The following is a 22,195-nucleotide window of genomic DNA, read 5'->3' on the forward strand; positions in this document are numbered from 1 at the left end:
AGGAATATCTGAAACAGTAATGAACCGTGGGCAAACAACCAGTGATTAAGCTAAGACTCTTGGGGAATACATTTTTGATGTATTCCCCTTAGCTACAGCCGAAATTAACCGATAGTCATCAAACTGGCATTACCCCCCGCCGCTGCGGTATTAATGCTCAATGAGCGTTCATGTAGCAAACGTTCTAACAGCAGATTAGTTTCTCCACGGGCAAAACCTTGTACGGAAATGATAACGCCTTTACGTTGAGCGACTTGTTCGCAAACTTGACGCAGTTGATCAGAGTCGCCGTGGTAAATAACCGCTTCGAATGCCGTATCTTCACTCTGCCAGTCCTGAACCAAATTGATTGATTTACGGACGCTATCTGGCAATTGACGAAACAGTTTCTGATGTAGTTCATCATTTTGCCATAGCAATTGACAGCCTACAGACAGTGTTGCTGCCAGTTGAATGAATGTATCTTGTTGATTATCCGCCAGACACAGCACCTGACCACGAGGTAACAGGGTGTAAGTGTTGCGTTCGCCCGTCGGCCCAGGCAACAGGCGGGTGGTGCCACCTTGTGCCAGCAATTTATATTGTTGAACTAACTGATTTAGCTCTTCGTTGTGCTGATTGGCTGCCCATTCTGTTAATGCATCAAAGGGAGCCATTAGCGCTGAACGGGCATTGGCATCCAATGGATATTCAGCATCTTGACGTTCCAACGTTTGGTTGATCGCATTTTGAGGACGGCAAGAGAGTAGACGGTACAAATAGAGTGGGCCGCCTGCTTTCGGTCCGGTACCAGACAAGCCTTCACCACCGAATGGCTGTACGCCAACAACAGCGCCTACCATGTTGCGGTTAACATACAGATTACCGACTTTCGCTTTAGCGGTAACTTGTGCAATCGTTTCGTCAATACGAGTATGGACACCCAGAGTCAGGCCATAGTTGGAACTATTAATTTGATCCAGCAATTTATCCAGTTCATTACGTTTAAAACGGACAACATGCAGAACCGGCCCGAAAATCTCCTGCTTCAATTCATCAAAGCTTTCTAGTTCAATTAGTGTCGGTTTAACAAAGGTGCCTTGATCCCACTCTTGATTGTCAACCACATTATCTTGTGCTGCCTGATAAATCGTGCGCCCTTTGGTACGCATTGCTTGAATATGACGATCAATGCCGGCTTTGGCTTCCGCATCAATGACCGGGCCGATATCGGTAGACAGGCGCTCAGGATTACCCATCCGGCATTCAGACATGGCGCCTTTCAGCATAGCAATGGTGCGTTCTGCTACATCATCTTGAATACAGAGGATACGCAAGGCAGAGCAACGTTGACCGGCACTGTCAAAAGCAGAGGCGACCACATCAGTAACAACTTGTTCTGTCAGTGCGGAAGAGTCGACAATCATGGCGTTCAGACCACCAGTTTCGGCAACCAGAGGGGTTGGGCGCCCTTGTGCATCAAGCCGTCCGGCAATATTACGTTGTAATAGGCCGGCCACTTCAGTGGAGCCAGTAAACATCACGCCTCGTACTCTCTCATCACCCACCAGAAGAGAACCAATGGTTTCACCTCGGCCGGGTAATAATTGCAATGCGTCGTGGGGAATACCTGCTTGATGCAGTATTTTGACCGCTGTTGCCGCAATTAATGGGGTCTGTTCCGCAGGTTTTGCTAATACGCTGTTACCGGCAGCCAATGCAGCCGCTATCTGTCCGGTAAAAATGGCTAATGGGAAGTTCCACGGGCTGATACAGACAACCGGCCCCAGTGGGCGATGCGTATCATTAGCGAAATCATGGCGAATCTGTCCCGCATAGTAGTAGAGAAAATCGACCGCCTCGCGTACCTCAGCAATCGCATTATTAAAGGTTTTGCCAGCTTCCCGCACTAAAATACCTAATAACGGTTGCATCTGGTTTTCCATCAATTCCGCCGCACGAACTAAAATGGCTGCCCGTTCTGATGGTGGCGTGGCAAACCAGATTGCGCCGGCTTCTGTTGCAACATTCAGCGCATGACCGACTTCCTGTTCAGTTGTTTCACGAACATGACCGACAATATCCGAAGGTGTCGCCGGGTTAATAACCGGTTTAGCGGCTGGTAACTCACCTTGATGGTGATAATTGCCGCCCAGTAGTGGCTCGCTATACTGCTCTTCGGTAGCAGAACTTAATAGCGCACTGGAAAGAGATGCCAGACGATGTTCGTTGGCAAGATCTAGACCGGCTGAGTTTGCGCGATCTTTGCCATATAAATTATGAGGCAGAGGAATTTTCGGATGTGGAAGACCGATTTGACCTTCGGTTTCGGCCAGTTTCTGAACCTTTTTCACCGGATCGGCAACCAGTTCATCCAGTGGTAATGTGGTATCGGCGATACGGTTGACGAAAGAGGTGTTAGCACCATTTTCCAGCAGACGGCGGACCAGATAAGCTAGCAGTGTTTCGTGAGTGCCTACTGGCGCATAAATACGGCATGGGCGGTTTAATTTACCATCAGCGATTTTCCCGACCACTTGTTCATACAATGGTTCTCCCATGCCATGCAGACACTGAAATTCATATTGACCGGGATAATAGTTTTGGCCCGCCATATGATAAACAGCAGCTAAAGTATGGGCGTTATGAGTAGCGAACTGAGGATAAACCAGATTAGGTACTGACAACAGTTTGCGGGCGCAAGCCAGATAAGAAACGTCAGTATAAACTTTGCGGGTGTAAACTGGATAACCTTCCAGCCCGTCGATTTGAGCACGTTTAATTTCACTATCCCAGTAAGCGCCTTTTACCAGTCGCACCATCAGCCGACGGCGGCTGCGCTGTGCTAAGTCAATAACTGTATCGATAACAAAGGGGCAGCGCTTCTGATAAGCCTGAATGACGAAACCAATGCCATTCCAGCCAGCTAGTTGTGGTTCAAAACAGAGCTTTTCCAACAGATCGAGAGAAATTTCCAGACGATCTGCTTCTTCGGCATCAATATTGATACCAATATCATATTGGCGAGCTTGTAATGTCAGAGAAAGCAGGCGTGGATATAGCTCATTGATGACGCGTTCATATTGAGCACGGCTATAACGCGGGTGCAGGGCAGAAAGCTTAATGGAAATTCCAGGCCCTTCATAAATGCCGCGGCCATTAGATGCTTTCCCGATAGCATGAATGGCTTGTTGATAGGAAACCATATAATTCTGAGCATCTTCCTCAGTTAAAGCGGCTTCACCTAGCATGTCGTAGGAGTAACGGAACCCTTTTTCTTCCAGCTTACGTGCACTTGCCAGCGCTTGGGCGATGGTTTCTCCGGTCACAAACTGTTCACCCATCAGGCGCATTGCCATATCTACGCCTTTACGCACTAATGGTTCGCCGCTCTTACTGATAATGCGATTCAGTGAATTGGAGAGTTTGGCTTCGTTGTGGGTAGAAACCAGTTTGCCGGTAAACAGTAGCCCCCAGGTTGCTGCATTGACAAACATGGACGAACTTTGGCCTAGGTGAGAATGCCAGTTGCCGTTACTGATTTTGTCGCGGATCAGCGCGTCGCGAGTGGCTTTATCAGGAATACGGAGCAGGGCTTCCGCAAGACACATTAGCGCAACGCCTTCCTGAGATGAAAGCGAGAATTCCTGCAATAACCCTTGAACCAGACCTGAACGACCCATGCTGTTTTTCTGGTTACGCAATTTTTCTGCAATGCTGTAAGCCAGCTTATGAGTTGCTTGTGCCTGATCTTCTGGCAATTGCGCCTGTTGTAGCAGCATGGGAACGGCCTGTGTTTCTGGCAGGCGATAGGCAGCAGTAATTGCGGAACGTTTTACTGATTGAGGCAGGATATGTTCTGCGAAGTCGAGGAAAGGTTGATGAGACGAATCTGTTACCGTTTCTTCTGCGATTATCTTCTCTTCTTTAATATCCTGACTAGCAGAGAGTTCAGCGATCTGTTCATCGTTTTCAAGACGTTCAAGATAATTAAAAATAGCTTGTTTAATTAGCCAATGTGGAGTGCGGTCAATCCGTTGTGCCGCAGCTTTAATGCGATCGCGCGTTGCTTCATCAAGCTTCACGCCCATTGTTGTACTACCCATCCTTGCTCCTTAATAGGTAAGGTTTATCTAAAATTGCATGATAATATCTGACATGTTGCAACTTTGTGCAACCTTATGAGAATCGCTTGTTTTATTTTTGTGAAATTAATCTAGTTATTATAATTAGGTGGATATATTTATTTTTGTGACTTTATTTGATTGATATATATTGGTTTAACCTTTTGTGGCTAATGTAGGCGTATAACCCTAAAATGGTTAAAAAGTATAATTTTTAAATCAAATAAATGTGATTCAGTAAACGTTTTTTGTAAAAAATGGCGTTAATTAGTTGTTAAATTACCTGATGCTAATCTAGGATTCACTGTAACTTTCTAATTGGTTACAAAAATAATTATTTCAATTTAGAATTATGGTCCATCTTTAGGTGCAATCAGGTGCAACGTTCCTGAACCTGACAGGGAAAACTCTGTGTACCCGGGAGAACTGCGGATTTGCAAAACACAGATAACACTATGGAGAACTTGCATGACAGTAAATACACCAATGCTAATCACCTTTATTGTCTACATTACTGGAATGTTGTTGATAGGTTTTTTGGCTTATCGTTCAACCAAAAATTTTGATGACTATATCTTGGGAGGAAGGCGATTAGGTAGTGTGGTAACGGCTTTGTCTGCCGGTGCTTCGGATATGAGTGGCTGGTTATTAATGGGCTTACCTGGCGTAGTCTATTTTGCGGGGATTTCAGAAAGCTGGATAGCCATTGGTCTTGCTTTAGGTGCTTACCTGAACTGGAAATTGGTGGCAGGCAGGCTACGTATCCAGACGGAAGTCAATAATAATGCGCTAACATTGCCGGATTATTTCACCGGTCGTTTTGAGGATAGTAGCAAAATTCTACGTATTATTTCTGCACTGGTTATTCTGATCTTCTTCACCATCTATTGTGCTTCTGGCGTGGTTGCCGGAGGATTGTTATTTGAAAGTACGTTTGGTATCAGTTATCAGAAGGCCATGTGGCTCGGTGCCGCAGCAACAATTGCCTATACTTTCCTTGGCGGCTTCTTGGCGGTCAGTTGGACTGATACGGTTCAGGCCTCATTAATGATCTTTGCGCTTATCTTGACGCCGGTCATCGTTATTTTCTCTGTGGGTGGCATTGATACCTCTCTGGCTCTGATAGCAGCAAAAAGCCCGGCTTATATGGATATGTTTAAAGGGTTGAACTTTATTGCCATTATCTCGCTGTTGGGTTGGGGGTTAGGTTATTTTGGTCAGCCACATATTCTGGCGCGTTTTATGGCGGCAGACTCCCATCACACTATCCGCAAGGCTCGTCGTATCAGTATGACCTGGATGGTGTTATGTTTGGCAGGCACTATTGCTGTCGGTTTCTTTGGTATTGCTTATTTTGAAATGCATCCTGAACTGTCTGGCCCGGTCACAGCCAACCGTGAGCGTATCTTTATGGAATTGGCGGTTATTCTGTTTAATCCGTGGATAGCGGGCATTTTACTCTCTGCTATTCTGGCTGCGGTGATGAGTACCTTAAGCTGTCAGTTGCTGGTGTGTGCAAGTGCTTTGACGGAAGATCTTTACAAACCCTTTATCCGTAAATCTGCCAGCCAGAAAGAGTTAGTGTGGGTGGGGCGTTTCATGGTGTTGCTGGTGGCGGTCATCGCAATGGTGATAGCAACCAACCCGGACAATAAAGTACTGGCTCTGGTCAGTAATGCATGGGCTGGATTTGGTGCTGCGTTCGGCCCGGTCGTACTGATTTCTGTTATCTGGAAACGTATGACACGTAATGGCGCATTAGTGGGGATGTTGGTAGGGGCCGTCACGGTATTGGTGTGGATGAAATACCAGTGGTTTGCGTTGTATGAGATTATTCCTGGCTTTATCTTAGCTTCTATTGCGATCGTGATTGTGAGTCTGTTGGGCAAAGCACCGAGTAGCACAGCGCAACAGCGTTTTATTGATGCTGAGGCGCAATATAAGACTAAATGAGTTGAAATAAAGTAAATTGAAATAAAGGTAAAAAAGCGTGAAGGCGAAACGCCTTCACCACACTGCCGACAAACCTCGTTTAAAATAGCGAGGTTTGTTTTTTCATCATGAAAAATTATTGGATACCAGTGACCTTGAGTCATTCATTAAGAGAATTATCGGCGATCAATGTCGTCATATCTTCACCTCGGGATATTCAGTAGTAAGCAGAGATAAATAATCTTGATAAAACACATCATATAATGTGGCCGTTTCGGGGGTTGGAACGGTGCGGGTTTCTTCATCAAGATGAACAAAATATTGGCAAAGGTGGGCGAGCTGCGCTTGTTTATCTTTCTCTTCTGCCAAGGAATCACACCACATAGCTTGAATAGCCGCACCCAGTGCGGCAGCTTCTTGGTTAGTGACACAAATAACAGGCGTATTCATGACATCAGCCACAATTTGCCGCCATTTTTTACTGCGAGCGCCGCCGCCGGTCAAACGGATCTCATTAATTTCAATCCCTTGCTTGCGAAATAATTCAATACCAAAACGTAGCCCGTAGGTGGCGCTTTCGACTGCCGCCAAAATGAAATTTTGTTGATTCATATTGCTAATATCCAGGTTATGGAGACTCGCTTTGGCGTGGGGAAGCGGTGGAACACGTTCACCATTAAAAAACGGTAGCATCATCAAACCATTAGCACCGGGTTTACTCTGGTTCAATGTGTCATTAAAAGCCTGAATATCCATATTAAACAGCTTTTGAATGGTGGTTGTGGCTGAAGTCACATTCATCGTGCAAATCAATGGTAACCATCCATTATTAGAGGAACAGAAACCCGCGATCATTTCAGAATCAGCGACAATTGGTTTGTCAGAGTAAGTGAATAGGGTGCCAGAGGTGCCTAAACTCATGGTCGTGATACCTGGAATGATATTACCCGTTCCAATTGCAGCCATCATATTATCGCCCCCGCCAGACGCAACTTTGGTTGTCGGTGAAAGCCTTAATCTTCTTGCTATTTCAGGCTTTACTGTGCCAATACAGGTCTCAGCGGAAACCAATTCAGGTAATGCATTCCAAAGACGGCCATCTTGATCAATGAATTGGGCAATTTGGTTATCCCATTCGCGTTTACGAATATTCAATAATCCCGTTCCTGAAGCATCACCATATTCGGCAACTAATCTGCCTGTTAGCCAATAATTGAGATAATCATGAGGTAATAAAACGGCGTTCAGTTTTTCCCATAACTCAGGGTGGTATTTTTTGAACCAAAGAATTTTAGATGCGGTATAACCTGTTTGCGGCATTAATCCGAGTTGTGCTAAAGCAGCTTGCGTACCACCGAGTGCATCAATAATTTCCTGATTTTCAGCCGTAGTTTCAGTGTCACACCAGAGTTTTACCGGCGCTAAAACATGACCTTCTGCATCCAGAGGAACAAAACCGTGCTGTTGGCCTGATACGGCAAGAGCGACAATTTCTGTACCAGAAATTCCTGCTTGCTTGATCGCCTGAGCAAAGGCATTTTCCAGTGCTTCTGTCCACCAGTGAGCCTGTTGTTCACGACGGCCGTTTGAATCGCTAATTATTGGGTGAGGAGAGCTGCCTTCACCCAAAATATGCGCTTTTTGGCTATCGACAATAATGACTTTAGTACTTTGTGTACCGCAATCGATACCAGCATAGAGCGCCATGTGTTACTCCATTTCCAACATAATTTTGATATCTGTCGGACGACCCTCTGCGGCTCGTTCATACGCCTGAACGCTGTCTTTAAATTTATAGGTTGCGGATAATAGGGGGGTTACCTTGAGCTTGCCAGCGCTGAGTAAACGAATAGTACGAGGATACATATTTGCGTAGCGGAAGATTGTTTTGAATGTGATCTCTTTAGCTTGGGCAGAGACAATATCAAATGGCGCTGGATCAATAGGCATCCCGACCAGAACAGCTATTCCACCCGGTGTAATGTGCTCTGAAATAGTGGTAATGACGGGTTTTGCGCCACTACATTCAAATAGAATATTGACGCCATTACCATCGGTTAAGGTATTCACTTTCTCAGCAAGTACTTTGTTATTAACCGGGTGAAGACCTGGATACTGTTTTGCAATTTCTAGTTTTTCATCGAACACATCACAAATAATGACATCAGAACAACCACCGGCTAATGCAGCAAGTGCGGTAACAATTCCGATCGTGCCAGCACCAACAACTAATGCGATATCTCCAGGTTTAATTTCTGCTTTTGTGGCTGCTTGCATACCGATAGATAATGGTTCAACCATTGCACCTTCGGCAAAACTGACATTATCAGGTAATTTGAACGTAAATGCTGCCGGGTGAATAACCCTTTCACGTAAGCAACCATCAATAGGGGGCGTCGCCCAGAAACAGATTTCTGGATCTAAGTTATAAATACCTGCCCGTGATTGTGGTGATTGCAGATTAGGAATTCCAGGTTCCATACAGACACGATCACCGATTTTTAAGTGAGTCACGTTTTTACCTACTGCTGTGATTACACCTGATGCTTCGTGCCCGAGGATCATCGGCTTTTCGACAACAAATGGCCCAATGCGCCCGTATTGATAATAATGCACATCGCTGCCGCAAATCCCCACTGAGTGAATTTTTATTTCAACATCATTTTCACCCAGTATTTCGGAGGCTTCCCAATCTTGAATTGAAATCTGACCTGCTTTTTCTAATACTAATGCCTTCATGATTTGCCCTCTTAATTTTGATGTTATTGATATCATTTATTTGAGGGGATATTAGATCGAAAATTATTATATTTATGTGATTTAAGTTAAGGTCTTATTAAATGGTGTATTTTATCGTCGATATTGAGAAAGGAACTGCCCACTTGATCACTATTTTGACATGTATATTGACAATATAATGATATCAATATTATGAGTATGAGCAAGCAACTGTATATTGAAAAAACAATAACTTTTTTGGCAAAAGGTATATTCAACCGGTCGTGGATCAGCTCAAAAATATTTCTTAGATGGGCATTCAGGGCACCGCAATCAGCTCGGCTTTTTATTGGAAGTCGCCGTAGGCCTAATCGCTTATACGTTCCAACCTAAAAAAACCGAGCTTGAATTTACGGGATTATGATATCGCTATTCTTAAACGAAGTTGACGTTACCAATATATTTATTTCTATTTCAACATATTATATTGATATTACAAATTATCCAAGAAATTTAATTGTCCGTTTATCAGATTGGTTAGATAGTCCTGATTAATATCCTTATCTGATAATTCGTGTAATTGACTGGAGAATAAACGCCACGCTTTTTCTAGTTTACCCACTTCGTTAAGCATAGTGGTGCGTTCTGTATCGATTTGCATCACATCATTTAAACCAGAAAGCCTCAGCTCTGTTTCCTCTAATGTCGCTTTCAGTGCCTTAGATTCTTGCATGGTATGATCAATTTGCTCAGTGAGCTTCATTCTGGCATTTTCCAAATCGATGTATTTCAATCCTTCAGAAACCTTGCCCAATACTTTTTTTACTATCTCAATACTTTGTTTAATAATTTCTTTTTCAGGTTGAGCGAAATTCAGGCCATCGATATCATTGGTATTTGGGAGATAATCTTTAAACATATCCGCAATATTTTTTGCGCGAATAACATCCTGACTTTCGATAATTTTATTCCGTTCTGCATCTAAATTATTTCTTTCTTTGGTTTTCTGTTCAATATCACTCTGCAATTCTGCCTTTTGTTTTTTTGTTTTCGCCAACACATCTTTAAAATGCTCTGCAATCACTATATCGTTAATATCATTAATTTTTCCAGTCAGTTTGTTGATTCTGTCATCGAAATTAGCAATCACATTGTGAATATCTTTCGATAATTTCTGAATCAATTGATCGCGTCCTTTTAGTATGGCATTGCGATTCTCATCACTCAAATCATGAGCTTCCAGGGCTTTATCAATTTTACGGATTGATCGGAAAATATCTCCTGCTAAAAATTGACTTAATATTGGTGATAATTGTGATAAAGATTCACTTACCAATTCACTGAGTTCACGGCTATAGAACCTGATTCGCTCGGTTTTCTCTCCAATAGCTGTAATACCGGATGTTTGTCGTTCTGCCAAAAGCCAAATTTTATTTACAGTCTCATCCAAGGATTTGATATTAACTTTTGGATACTGGATTTCTTTTTGTGAGATGATACTCTCAGACATTTTTTAATATTCCTTTTTCACTTTATAAATTAATTTAAGAAATTATCTAGAGAGTTTTTTATATTCCGCCAATGCTTCATCAAAAATTTTAACCAATTTTTCAGCAGAACCTTGAACTTCTTTCCAGGGGCTAATAGCTTGCTTAAATGTTTCCTCAAACACTAAAAGCATCGATGCATTATCAATTTCAGCAAACGATTTTTTGGAGAGCTTAATTTGCATTAGCATTGTACTCCACATGAAATCCAAGTGTTTTAGGGCAACTTCTGCATCTTGCATACAGGTCTGAATACTAAGGCAGTGTAAGGATAAATTTTGGATTGCCGTTTGTAATGCACTTTTACCTTTAATTTTCTTTTGTAACTCTTTGACTTCCTCAATCAATTCATTTTTCCGTTTACGCGCATTTTCTGCTTTAGGACCAAAAATACCACCGGTAATCGCCCAGCCAATAAGACTAGCCGCGCCAGAAAATGACAATTCAACATATTTATTATAGTCTTTTTGGAGTTGCTCAATATCTTTTTTCTTCTCATTGATCTCATCTTGCAGCTCTTTGATAGTTGCAGAAAGATTATTATCATCCATCAGTTTTTGCTTGATATCAACCTGTGGCAGTAATCCATCAGCTTTTTTGCCATCTGATAAAGTTCCACCAAACAGTGTGATTTTAAAGTCGGTTATTGCATCTTTAACTCGCTGGCTATTCTCCTTATGTTCTTTTATATCTTTCTCCATGCTTTCTAGGATACTTTTCAATCCGACTGCTACTTTTTTATCAACATCGGTATAAGTTATTTTAAATAATTGCTCATTGGTTGGTTTGCGATTATTGTATGTGTTTTTTAATGTCTCTATACTATCTGTAATCGGCATTTTTTCAATGATTTTGATTATTGACTCTCCCTTTTGGGTAATTTGTTTTCCTGCATTTTCCAGATCGATACTCTGTCGTTGGACTTTATCTTCTACCTCACTCCAGCTAAGCGCATGGTTATGAATTTCTTCAAATAAAGTCTTAATATTTTCAGGTTTCAAACCATCAATATCAGTATCATTGTAATGAATATATTCCTTTACCGCCGGCAAAGTAAAAGGAAGTTCCAAGCCATTTTTAACATATAATTTGATATTAATGAGGTCTTCTTTAGTAAAGATTCCCGCTGAACGGGCTGCTCCTTGTGCTTGGCCGGTTAATATATTTAAAGTAGCAGCAGGAACTTCTAATTCAGGTAATTTATTTTCTTCTAAAGATTGATTTAATAACATATTGTTATCCATTAGTGTTGATTATTTATCAAATTAAATTTAACTACATATTTAATGTTATGAAAACCTTTTTATTTAATTACAATTAAAATAGGTTTGCTTACATGGACTTTAATGACAAAAGTAAATATTTTCATCCAAAAATTTATTTTAGTTTATTTTTTTGTTTCTTTACAGAAAACATTTCTCAAACTGAAATTTGACTTTAATGAGATTAAAGTAAAAAAAATTTAATAATATGGTCATGTATTTAAAAGTTAGATTGCCTATCATCATAGCTGAATGCATTCCAATCATTTTCATTTGGTTAGGCATTTCATTCTGTACTGTGCATTATGATAGAGGTGTTAACCCTATTTTAATGAGTGCAGAATATACCGCCTAGCTGTGCGGAATTGGTTACCTTGCTACAGATTTAAAGGAAAAATGGGTAAATAGAATAAATTACAGTCATATTTATGACGTTAGTTGTGTAAAAATTTTTCAATAGATGAAACACAATTGTCGCTTCATTTATCGAGCAGATAGGCGAAATTTATCGCATGCGGCGGCATCATAATCAACCAGCTCTTGTACGGATGCAATCGGAGCAGATTGATCTACTTTACCACCTGCTTTGGTAAATGCTTCTGGTGGAATGGTTTCTGGCACGCGTTTAATCGTGACTTCTACGTCAGAGACTTTCTGCCACTGTGGATGCCAGCGCTTCAATATGACCGTACATGGAATAATAAAGCACAAGAATTTTAGTCATATTGCTTTCTCCTATAAGGTTAAAAAGTGGCTGCGAAGTTTACAATAACGGCAGCCTGTTATTTAAATTCATCAATATTATTGATGGAATAAGGTGGAATGACCTTATTTTGCAAGAAAGATTTTCTTAACCGATAGAGTAAGTGTAGTGGTGATTTTTCGGCTTGCAGCAATAGAAAAGACCTGTGGAGTATTATTCCAACAGGTCATATATACCCGTTATCTTTCAAGTTGCCTCTTTGTTGGCTGCACTCGCTCACCCCGGTCACATAGTTATCTATGCTCCCGGGGATTCACTCCCTTGCCGCCGCGATGCATCTTGAAATCCATAGGGTATAGATATTAAGGATTTGAATAAGTTAACTGTACAAACGTGTTCTACGTTTTTTTACAACTTGAAAACCGATAATTAAAACCATAAACCAGATAGGCGTGATGATTAATGCTTGGCGGGTATCATCCCGTAAAGTGAGTAATATCAGAACAAATGCAAAAAATGCCAGACAGACCCATGACATGATAACACCCAATGGCATTTTATAGGTTGAAGCCTTATGTAATGTTGGGCGACGTTTCCGGTAAACCAAATATGAGCACAGGATCATGCTCCAAATAAACATAAATAGAATGGCTGAAACGGTAGTGACTAGGGTAAATACATGCATAACATCAGGAATTAAATAAATCAGCACCACACCACAGGATAAACATAAACAAGTGAAGATTAACCCTGATGCAGGCACAGAACGGCGTGAAAGGCGGCTGAATTGCTGTGGCGCATCGCCTTCTTTTGCTAATCCAAATAGCATGCGACTGGTGGAGAAAACCCCACTGTTTGCTGAAGAGGCGGCGGAGGTTAATACCACAAAGTTCACGATACTGGCGGCAGCGGGTAAACCGATTAGAACAAACAGCTCAACAAAAGGACTTTTATCTGCAATGATTGAACGCCACGGTGTGACTGACATAATAATTATCAGCGCCAGTACGTAGAAGGTGATAATACGAATCGGGATGGCATTAATGGCTCTGGGCAGCGATTTCATTGGATCTTTAGTTTCTGCGGCCGCTGTGCCTACTAATTCAATGCCCACAAAGGCAAATATAGCTATCTGAAATCCGGCAAAAAATCCACTTAACCCTTTGGGAAAGAATCCACCATCATTCCATATATTTGCCAGTGAAGCGGTATGACCGGCTGGAGATTGAAAATGCATGCCAATCAGAACAGCGCCTGTCACGATTAAAGCGATAATGGCAACGATTTTTATCATAGCGAACCAGAATTCCATTTCCCCGAATAATTTCACTGTAGCCAGATTAAGGGAGAGCAGTAGTGAAACACAGAGTAGGGAAGTAAGCCATTGTGGAAAATCTGGTTGCCAATAGCTGATATAGGAAGTGATTGCGACTACATCGGCGATACCGGTAATGACCCAACAAAACCAATAAGTCCAGCCGACGAAAAAACCTGCCCAGGGCCCGAGCAAATCGGCGGAGAAATCACTGAATGATTTATAATTCAGGTTTGAAAGCAATAGTTCACCCATTGCGCGCATCACGAAGAACAGCATGAAACCGATAATCATATAAACGAATATGATCGATGGTCCGGCGAGAGAGATTGTTTTCCCTGATCCCATAAACAGACCCGTGCCGATGGCGCCGCCAATAGCGATAAGTTGTATATGCCGGTTGCTTAGATTACGTTGCAACTGCGTTTCCCCGGTTTTAGCGGAAAGTGAAGTGTGTATATTTTCTGCCATAGTATATAGTATCCAATATTTTCTTAGGTAAATTGTTACGGCTCTTTAAGTGGCCTTATATATGATGATGTTTGCGAAAAATATTGTGACACAGATTACTATAGTAATAACAGTCTGATCTCACTTTAAAAACAAATTGGTTGCAATTTAACTTGTCAATGCTGTTGGAATTGAATGTGAATTATTCTTTTAGAAAAAAATAGTCATAATATATTGACGACAGCTTTGTGTAGAGGAATAATTACTTGTATTGGGTTGTTAGCTCAGTCGGCAGAGCAGTTGACTCTTAATCAATTGGTCCGGGGTTCGAGCCCCCGACAACCCACCAAGTTAAGGCCAATCAAACGCGTTAATTATTGGCGGCTACTCATGGTTGATAAGCTTTCTTAAGCGAGGGTCAGGCTTTCTGGCATGCAGAATTGAGTTAAGATTATTTCGATAAATCACCAAGATTGTCAATTTTGTGGAATATTCAACCCCGGTGATGATACATTGCTCATTAATTAAATTAGAAACGATAGCCGACAGTTATATTAAAACCGTTAGTAGATAAGTGATCTTTCTCGTTTCCGTCTTTAATACTAAAACGGCTACCTTCATAACCGGCAGTAATTGAGGTGTTGGTAGTTGGGTTGATAATAAAACCCGCGCCCCAACCTAAAGTGTTTTTGCTTACTGCTTCCTTTTCAATATATCCACCACTATAGTGTGGAGAAGGTTTATAGTGGGTGGAAGATTCTGCATTAATCCTGGATAATCCCAGTTGACCATATAAGCTAATATAGTTATTAATCCTATAGGTTGGGCCCGCCATTAGGGAATAGTACTTAACATCACTTTTTGAGTGATAATCTTTTGTCGTCTCTTTATCATCTCCTTTAGCAAAGGTAAATGATGATAATAGCCCCCATTGGTCATCCAATTCGTATCGATAACTCAATATTGCGCCATTTAGCGCACTCGCATCTTGTGGTTTCACATAGGCGTATCCGATTGAAGCTGTATGTTGTTCTGCTTGAGCAGGTAAAGTTATCGCAGATACAGAAAAGATAACTCCACAGCTTAATAACAATTTTTGCATTTCATTACACTCTATATACTTCTAAAATAAACGACTTTATAACTCATTTAAACGATTTGCTTACTAGCAGTTGTGACAAGTATCATAACTTACACCATTAGTATATATTTTTTGATTAAATTTAGATGTTATTTTCAAATAATTACATTATTACTGACTTTTTAAGGATAGAAATAGTGATAAAGATATAAATAATAAAGCTAGTATTAAAATCATCATGTATTAAAGGTAGAACAGTATTTGAGACGGTGGTAAGCAATATTTTCCTAGAGCTAATATACCCCATGGATTTCAAGATGCATCGCGACGGCAAGGGAGCGAATCCCCGGGAGCATAGGTAACTATGTGACCGGGGTGAGTGAGTGCAGCCAACAAAGAGGCAACTTGAAAGATAACGGGTATAAATGATGGGATTGAAAGTACGGTAGAATCCGTTGTTAAATTCTGTGGCGACTAACTGTCGCCACTTAAAATAGAGCAGATTTGTTATATCCGTTAATGGTTGGCTATATTTTTATTTGTCTATAGTTGATTTTAGCCATTGGATAAAGGCATTGACTTTCTCATTCTGTTGTTGAGGAAGGGTACAGGTATAGTAATATTGTTGACATAATACTTCAGTGTTGGGAAAGGGGGCGATTAATTCATTGTTTTCAATTTTTTCCCAAATCATATTTTTTCTTCCCATTGCAACACCTGCATGGTGTATTGCAGCAACGGCAGCTAAATCGGAACGATCAAAGACAATACACTTTTGTGATGGCTCCAGTGTCATGTCAAAGTGTTCTGCCCAAGTATTCCACTCTTTGGTATCAGAATCGTAGCTCCATGCTTGTTTATCATGCAATAGTGTGCAGTATCGTAAATTATCAATATTTCCCATTAGATTATGTTGTTCGGCATACTGCGGGCTACAGACCGGGGTAATATATTCACTCATCAGATATTGATGTGATAATTCGTTGGATATAATATCATCAAAATAGATCGCAAGATCGATACCATAACCGCGGAAATTCACATTTTCATTACCGACTAAGATGTTCAGGTTAATGGATGGATATAGCTGATTAAAATCAGCCAATTTAGGCACTAGCCAGCATTGAGTAAAGGTCGGACGGGAGTAAATAGTCAGGTTACCCGATAACTCCTGATTTTTTATTTCCAGAATTTCCTGATTTAGGTGTTCCAGCGTTGATTTAATTGTCCAAAATAAACGCTTGCCTTCACTAGTTAATTCAATTTTTCTGTGAAAACGTTGGAAAAGTTTGAATCCTAACTCTTGTTCCAGAGAACTGATTCGATGGCTGACCGCACTGGCAGTGATAGCTAATTCGTCAGCAGCCAAAACAAAAGAGCAGTGGCGAGCGGCTATCTCAAATGTATGCAGTTTTGATAACTGGCTTCCATTGAGTAATTTATTTACAACCATGAAATTATCATCTGTGTACATATTTATCGTGTTTCTAGTTCATCGACGACGGATAATACAACCGTATCATTAAGGCGGTATGTTTCAGATAGTTTTAGTGATTTAAATCGCAAATAAAGTGAAAATTTTGATCGGTATCACTGAATTGACTCAATTTGATTCATGCATGACTATGTATTAATCATTTGTCAAAAATTGAATATTCATATTCAATAATGAAAATTCGTGTGACGAACAGAGGCTAACTGTGGGGAATGATTAAGTGGATTCACAACCTTGGGTGATTGGTACGTTACTCACAAGTATTGTGTTAATTGTATTTACGATAATTAAATTAAAAATTCACCCTTTTCTTGCGTTATTATTAGCCAGTTTTTATGTCGGTGCCTTAATGGGAATGAACCCTGTTGAAATGGTGAGCGCCATTCAAGGGGGAATCGGGGATACGTTAGGTTTTTTGGCCGTAGTGATTGGTCTGGGGACCATTCTTGGTAAGATGATGGAGATATCCGGCGCGGCAGAGCGTATTGGTATCACATTGCAAAAATGCCGATGGCTGTCACCCGATATCATTATGGTACTAATTGGTCTGGTTTGTGGTATTACGCTGTTTGTCGAAGTAGGGGTGGTATTGTTAATTCCATTGGCATTTTCTATTGCCAGGAAAACCAATACGTCACTGCTGAAATTAGCGATCCCGTTATGTACAGCGTTGATGGCGGTTCACTGTATTGTTCCTCCACACCCGGCTGCATTATTTGTGACGAATAAACTGGGTGCAGATATTGGTTCGGTGATTGTTTATGGGCTGATTGTTGGCCTGTTTGCAGCTTTGGTGGGTGGTCCATTATTTCAGAAACTTCTCGGTAGCCGTCTGCCTTTTAAATCGGTTCCGGCAGAATTTTCTGAAATTGCAGTTCGTAAAGAAGAGAATTTACCCTCTTTAGGCATGACATTGTTTACTGTGTTATTACCAATTGGGTTAATGTTGGTTAAAACGGTTACTGAATTAAATATGGAAAAAGGCACCACGTTTTATATGGTGCTGGAATTTATTGGTAATCCTATTACAGCTATGTTCATTGCCGCGTTTGTTGCCTATTACACCTTGGGCATCAAGCAAAATATGGGAATGAGTATGCTGTTGACGAAAACAGAAGATTGTTTCTCTTCTATCGCCAATATTTTATTAATTATCGGCGCGGGCGGAGCATTTAATAGTATTTTAAAAGTCAGTGGCCTTAGTGAATCGTTGGCTGTTATTTTGTCGAGTCTGGATATGCACCCAATTCTTTTGTCTTGGTTGGTTGCCATTATTTTGCATGCGGCGGTTGGTTCTGCAACAGTCGCAATGATGGGAGCAACAGCAATTGTTTCGCCTATGTTGCCGTTATATCCAGATATTAGTCCTGAAATCATTACATTGGCTATTGGTTCCGGTGCTATCGGCTGTACTATTGTGACTGATTCACTGTTTTGGTTGGTTAAGCAATATTGTGGGACAACGCTCAGTGAAACTTTTAAGTACTATACAACCGCAACACTTATTGCGTCTGTGGTTGCGTTGATTGGGACGTTTCTTCTTTCTACCATTGTGTAATGGAAAGAAGCAACAGCTCAGTTTGAAAAATAAGAATAAGAAGTGCGAAGTGTCAATACCAGGGAAGCCTATAAAATAGGCAGCTTTTATAGCTAAAATAATAAACAAAATAAACATTAACGTAGTAATCGAAATAAGGGGAAGATAAAAAATAAATAAAATATGATGTGCTGATATTGGTAAGAAGTTGTAGTAAACATAACATATTGAATATAATAAAATTCTAATAATCGAAAAAGCAACAGTTGTTTTTATATACCCTATGGATTTCAAGATGCATCGTGACGGCAAGGGAGCGATCCACGGGAGCATAGATAACTATGTGACCGGGGTGAGCGAGTGTAGCCAACAAAGAGGCAACTTGAAAGATAACGGGTATATACCAGGGAAACACTCATCTTGGGTTAATACATATATGAAAAGTACTGAAATTCAACAATTACTAAATGAACATCCGTTAGTAAAAAATTTGATGGAATTAGAGGAAATCTTCTGGCTTAACCCTTGTAATACCACCTTGAAAGAGGGATTGCCTTTTGTCGGTTTGGGCGCTGATGATGTTGAGGATGCTGAAGCACGCTTGGATCGTTTTGCGCCTTATTTATGTAAAGCTTTTCCGGAAACAGCCGTCACACATGGCATTATTGAATCAGAAATAGTGGCTATACCTACGATGCAAAAAACACTGGAGCAACATTATGGTGTGGGTATCACCGGGAGAATTTTGCTTAAAAAAGACAGCCACTTGCCCATTTCCGGTTCGATTAAAGCCCGTGGTGGAATTTATGAAGTGTTAACTCACGCGGAAAAATTGGCATTACAGGCAGGGTTGCTTTCTGAAAACGATGATTACAGCAAACTGTTTTCAGAAGAGTTTAGACAGTTCTTTAATCAATACAGCATTGCTGTAGGTTCTACCGGCAATTTGGGGCTGTCCATTGGTATTGTCAGTGCAAAACTGGGCTTTAATGTCAACGTGCATATGTCTGCCGATGCTCGTGAATGGAAGAAGCAAAAGCTACGTTCACATGGGGTCAATGTTGTGGAACATGAGCTAGATTATGGGGTAGCCGTAGCCAGAGGGCGTAAAGAAGCCGAATCTGATCCTAACTGTTTCTTTATTGATGACGAAAACTCCCAAACGTTGTTTCTGGGATATTCTGTCGCAGGTGGACGGGTAAAGGCGCAGTTTGAGCAGATGAATATTGTGGTTGATGAAGATCACCCACTATTCGTTTATTTGCCGTGTGGTGTCGGTGGCGGTCCTGGTGGTGTTGCATTTGGATTGAAACTGGCTTTTGGTGATCATGTGCACTGCATTTTTGCTGAGCCGACCCATTCTCCCAGTATGTTGTTGGGGGTATATACTGGTTTGCATGACAATATTTGCGTGCAGGATATCGGAATCGACAATATCACTGCTGCTGATGGTCTTGCGGTAGGCAGGGCTTCTGGCTTTGTTGGGCGCGCGATGGAACGTTTGCTGGATGGGTTTTATACTGTTCAAGATCAGGAAATGTATAATCTGTTGGGTTTACTGGATCGTGATGAAGGTATCCGGTTAGAGCCTTCGGCGTTAGTTGGGATGGCGGGCCCTGCTCGTGTGAGTGGAAACCTTGATTACCTGAACAATAAGAACCTTTCAGCAGAAAAGATGAAACAGGCTACGCATTTGGTTTGGGCAACCGGTGGTGGTATGGTGCCCGATGATGAAATGACAAAGTACTTGGCGACAGCCAAAATCTAATTGGTATCTTTCACAGGGGCAATCCGGTTGCCAGCATCTGGTTTCTCAGGTTCGAGGTCCTGCTGGCCTCAAGGCTATTACTGAAAAACGCGTTGATTTGGTTTCCTACCCTGAAAAGTCATCTTCTTAATGTTTTTCAAGTGATATTCCCGCCAGCAGTTGGCGGGAATAACAGTACATTTGTTACTTACATCAAACATTTTTGTAATTAAATGAATGTGTTCCTGAGTATTTCCATAACGGTTCCCAGTAGGATTCTATGAAAGCTTTCACCGCATCTTCTCCCTCAATAAGATAGTTGAACTCCGAAAGATACCCTGGATAGAGATTATCAGAACCAACCACGTAGAGTTCATCATCAATTATTGTTACTTTTGCATGATTCCCAGGAGCAGGGGGAACTTTGGGATATACCGGACCACTCGCTTTAATTAAGGACCGGAATGGGCGTCCTATAGCACCTTCCTGTGGAAGTCTTTCAGAAAGAGACGGTTCTTTTAGCGTAGCAGTATAAGAACTTTCGTCCGCGCTTGGCCATTTGTATGTATTACCTTCAATCAAAAGATCTTCAGGTACTTTGTCTGTAAAGAAAAAAGGGGCAACCTCTATTCTTTTCAGTGCGGCTTGCCTGATTCCATCCGGATCTTTCAGCTTCTCATTGGTATGCTCATCATGTGTCAAATAGTATTTAAATAATTCAAACGTTCTTTTGGCTCCAGAACCAAAAGAATATTGATCACCAGAAGCACCTGCGGCTGCATCAAGTGGCGATACAACAATTTGAACTTCCAGCTCGGGGTTAGCAAGCAATGCTTCTATCAACCATCGGCACACATGGTGATCTCGCCATTGTTTTTTCCATGCACTGACAAGATCCTGTTGGGACATGCGGATTTTTTTCTTTGCATTCTTTATTATAAACTCTTTCATTATTTCGGAGCCTTTTTTATAATCCGTTCGCATATCAGGCCCAGACCAATATTTACCTACGGATAATATCCTGCTTGTTTTCTTATATTCTGGGTCCTTAGGTGGATTTTTTAGGCATTCTTCTTTTTTTCTGTCTATATATTCAGTAATGTGCTCTTTTTTTAATGGATCTGCCGGCTTTCCCACAATACCATTTGCATTAACCCATCGATTTTCATCTATATCAAAGAATTCTTTAGTTAAGAGGTCTGTATCAGCCTCCCACATGTTATTTAAAAATAATTGTGAGCTTAATGATGCCGTTCCTATAACTTTAACAGAGACATCATGAACTGGAGGGTAGTTTTTAAAAAGATCCATATTTAAATTATGGCCCCCGACAAATGATTCAATTCCATCAACTGCGATAATTTTTGTATGATTCCATGTCATTCTGGTATCAGCTTCTGGAAACATTTCCTCTGGCAGCACTTTCTTCTCTAATGATACTTTGAGTCCGTCTACTATCCTGTAAAACCGACCAATCCATATTTCAGGTATACACTCCCAATTATCTCTCCTTTCTTGAATTAATTTAATAATATCATCCTTCAATGCCAGATATTCAGGAGTACCTTCAAAGTATGAATTCACACCGTTTAACAAAGATGTCGGTGTTTGAGCGAATAAGAACCTTATCTGAGTTCTGTCCTTCCTGTCTATTTTTTTGGTAAATGCGCGATCGATAGCTGATAGGATAACTTTTCTCCACTCTGCATCCGGGGCATTCAAGGAGGAAATATCGCAGCGATAACGCATGTTTTCCAGAATGCTGACAATAGCCTCTTCAAATTCCACTGCTCTTTTAACCGCCTGTGGCATTATCTCTTTTCCAAAAGGAAGCCCCCATATTTTGGGAGTATCAAATATTTTTACATAGTTGATTTCACTTGTTTTATTAAAGTAACCGTCCAGTTTTTTTTGTAAACCATCCAATAAATTCATATATACATCCTCCAAGCAACAATTTTTTTACATATCAACCAACAGCCTGCCAGCATCAGGCAAGCTATTTATAATCATAATCAATTTTTGAGGGGGGGAAGTTAAAAAAGATAGAACCGACTTCGCATTTTTAAAGGGGAGATAAATCGATTTTTCTGAGTCATAGGTCCGTAATTCAGGCGATATCAACAATTCAATGAAGCCAGTTTTATTGAGGATGAGAATAAAATTGGCCTTGCTGTGTCTTATTGCGTTGAGCGGGGGATTTTGAGAGATTCCCTTTTATATCATGGGGATAGAGATATCGAAATTGTAATTAATAATTGCATAATGCGATAAAATGTTGCATTTTATACACGTGCATTTTATA

12 protein-coding genes, 1 tRNA gene and 2 pseudogenes are annotated in these 22,195 nt (G+C 41.0%); 5 read left to right on the forward strand and 10 right to left on the reverse strand.

Features of this window, described 5'->3' with window-relative positions; genetic code table 11:
- Positions 1-104: 104 nt before the first annotated feature.
- Positions 105-4,085: a trifunctional transcriptional regulator/proline dehydrogenase/L-glutamate gamma-semialdehyde dehydrogenase gene (gene putA, locus AACQ83_RS06785; RefSeq protein WP_112876895.1), complete on the reverse strand. Its 3,981-nt coding sequence runs from the start codon at positions 4,083-4,085 to the stop codon at positions 105-107.
- 486 nt (positions 4,086-4,571) lie between these two features.
- Between putA and putP the strand changes: the two genes are divergently transcribed.
- Positions 4,572-6,056, forward strand: coding sequence for a sodium/proline symporter PutP (putP, locus tag AACQ83_RS06790; protein ID WP_112876896.1), 1,485 nt, complete (start codon positions 4,572-4,574; stop codon positions 6,054-6,056).
- 174 nt (positions 6,057-6,230) lie between these two features.
- On the opposite strand, the gene xylB is transcribed toward putP, so the two are convergent.
- On the reverse strand, positions 6,231-7,742 hold the full coding sequence (xylB, locus tag AACQ83_RS06795; protein ID WP_112876897.1) for a xylulokinase: 1,512 nt from the start codon (positions 7,740-7,742) through the stop codon (positions 6,231-6,233).
- Between the two features lie 3 nt (positions 7,743-7,745).
- The gene (locus AACQ83_RS06800; protein WP_112876898.1) at positions 7,746-8,774 is read right to left on the reverse strand and encodes an NAD(P)-dependent alcohol dehydrogenase; all 1,029 of its coding nucleotides are present in this window, start codon (positions 8,772-8,774) and stop codon (positions 7,746-7,748) included.
- A gap of 242 nt (positions 8,775-9,016) precedes the next feature.
- Between AACQ83_RS06800 and AACQ83_RS24570 the strand changes: the two are divergent.
- Positions 9,017-9,202: pseudogene (locus tag AACQ83_RS24570) on the forward strand (IS982 family transposase); the annotation flags it as partial.
- 44 nt (positions 9,203-9,246) lie between these two features.
- Here the strand turns inward: AACQ83_RS24570 and AACQ83_RS06805 are convergent.
- The 4 genes and pseudogenes from AACQ83_RS06805 to cycA all read right to left on the reverse strand — a co-directional run bounded on the left by AACQ83_RS06805 (position 9,247) and on the right by cycA (position 14,051).
- Positions 9,247-10,263, reverse strand: coding sequence for an alpha-xenorhabdolysin family binary toxin subunit B (locus AACQ83_RS06805; protein WP_112876899.1), 1,017 nt, complete (start codon positions 10,261-10,263; stop codon positions 9,247-9,249).
- A 42-nt stretch (positions 10,264-10,305) separates the two neighbouring features.
- A complete protein-coding gene (locus AACQ83_RS06810) occupies positions 10,306-11,532 on the reverse strand; it encodes an alpha-xenorhabdolysin family binary toxin subunit A (protein ID WP_275658139.1) in 1,227 nt (408 codons plus the stop codon).
- A 552-nt stretch (positions 11,533-12,084) separates the two neighbouring features.
- Positions 12,085-12,286, reverse strand: a pseudogene (locus tag AACQ83_RS06815) (NAD(P)H:quinone oxidoreductase); the annotation flags it as partial.
- A gap of 358 nt (positions 12,287-12,644) precedes the next feature.
- The gene (gene cycA / locus AACQ83_RS06820) at positions 12,645-14,051 is read right to left on the reverse strand and encodes a D-serine/D-alanine/glycine transporter (RefSeq protein WP_112876901.1); all 1,407 of its coding nucleotides are present in this window, start codon (positions 14,049-14,051) and stop codon (positions 12,645-12,647) included.
- Between the two features lie 252 nt (positions 14,052-14,303).
- On the opposite strand from cycA, the gene AACQ83_RS06825 reads away from it, so the two are divergent.
- Positions 14,304-14,379, forward strand: a tRNA-Lys gene (locus AACQ83_RS06825).
- 180 nt (positions 14,380-14,559) lie between these two features.
- Here the strand turns inward: AACQ83_RS06825 and AACQ83_RS06830 are convergent.
- On the reverse strand, positions 14,560-15,132 hold the full coding sequence (locus AACQ83_RS06830) for an Ail/Lom family outer membrane beta-barrel protein (protein WP_112876902.1): 573 nt from the start codon (positions 15,130-15,132) through the stop codon (positions 14,560-14,562).
- A 514-nt stretch (positions 15,133-15,646) separates the two neighbouring features.
- On the reverse strand, positions 15,647-16,585 hold the full coding sequence (gene dsdC, locus AACQ83_RS06835; protein ID WP_112876903.1) for a DNA-binding transcriptional regulator DsdC: 939 nt from the start codon (positions 16,583-16,585) through the stop codon (positions 15,647-15,649).
- Between the two features lie 241 nt (positions 16,586-16,826).
- Between dsdC and dsdX the strand changes: the two genes are divergently transcribed.
- Complete coding sequence (gene dsdX / locus AACQ83_RS06840; protein ID WP_112876904.1) at positions 16,827-18,164, forward strand: D-serine transporter DsdX; 1,338 nt, start codon at positions 16,827-16,829, stop codon at positions 18,162-18,164.
- A gap of 415 nt (positions 18,165-18,579) precedes the next feature.
- Positions 18,580-19,911 carry a D-serine ammonia-lyase gene (locus AACQ83_RS06845; protein WP_112876905.1) on the forward strand — a complete coding sequence of 444 codons (1,332 nt, stop codon included), beginning with the start codon at positions 18,580-18,582 and terminating at the stop codon, positions 19,909-19,911.
- Positions 19,912-20,103: 192 nt separating this feature from the next.
- Here the strand turns inward: AACQ83_RS06845 and AACQ83_RS06850 are convergent, their stop codons facing one another.
- Positions 20,104-21,825 (reverse strand): phospholipase, encoded by a 1,722-nt coding sequence (locus tag AACQ83_RS06850; RefSeq protein ID WP_112876906.1) that lies wholly within the window; start codon positions 21,823-21,825, stop codon positions 20,104-20,106.
- Positions 21,826-22,195 lie beyond the last annotated feature (370 nt).

The sequence above is a fragment of the Photorhabdus sp. S10-54 genome, assembly GCF_963878145.1.
GTDB classification, from domain to species: Bacteria; Pseudomonadota; Gammaproteobacteria; order Enterobacterales; family Enterobacteriaceae; genus Photorhabdus; species Photorhabdus kayaii.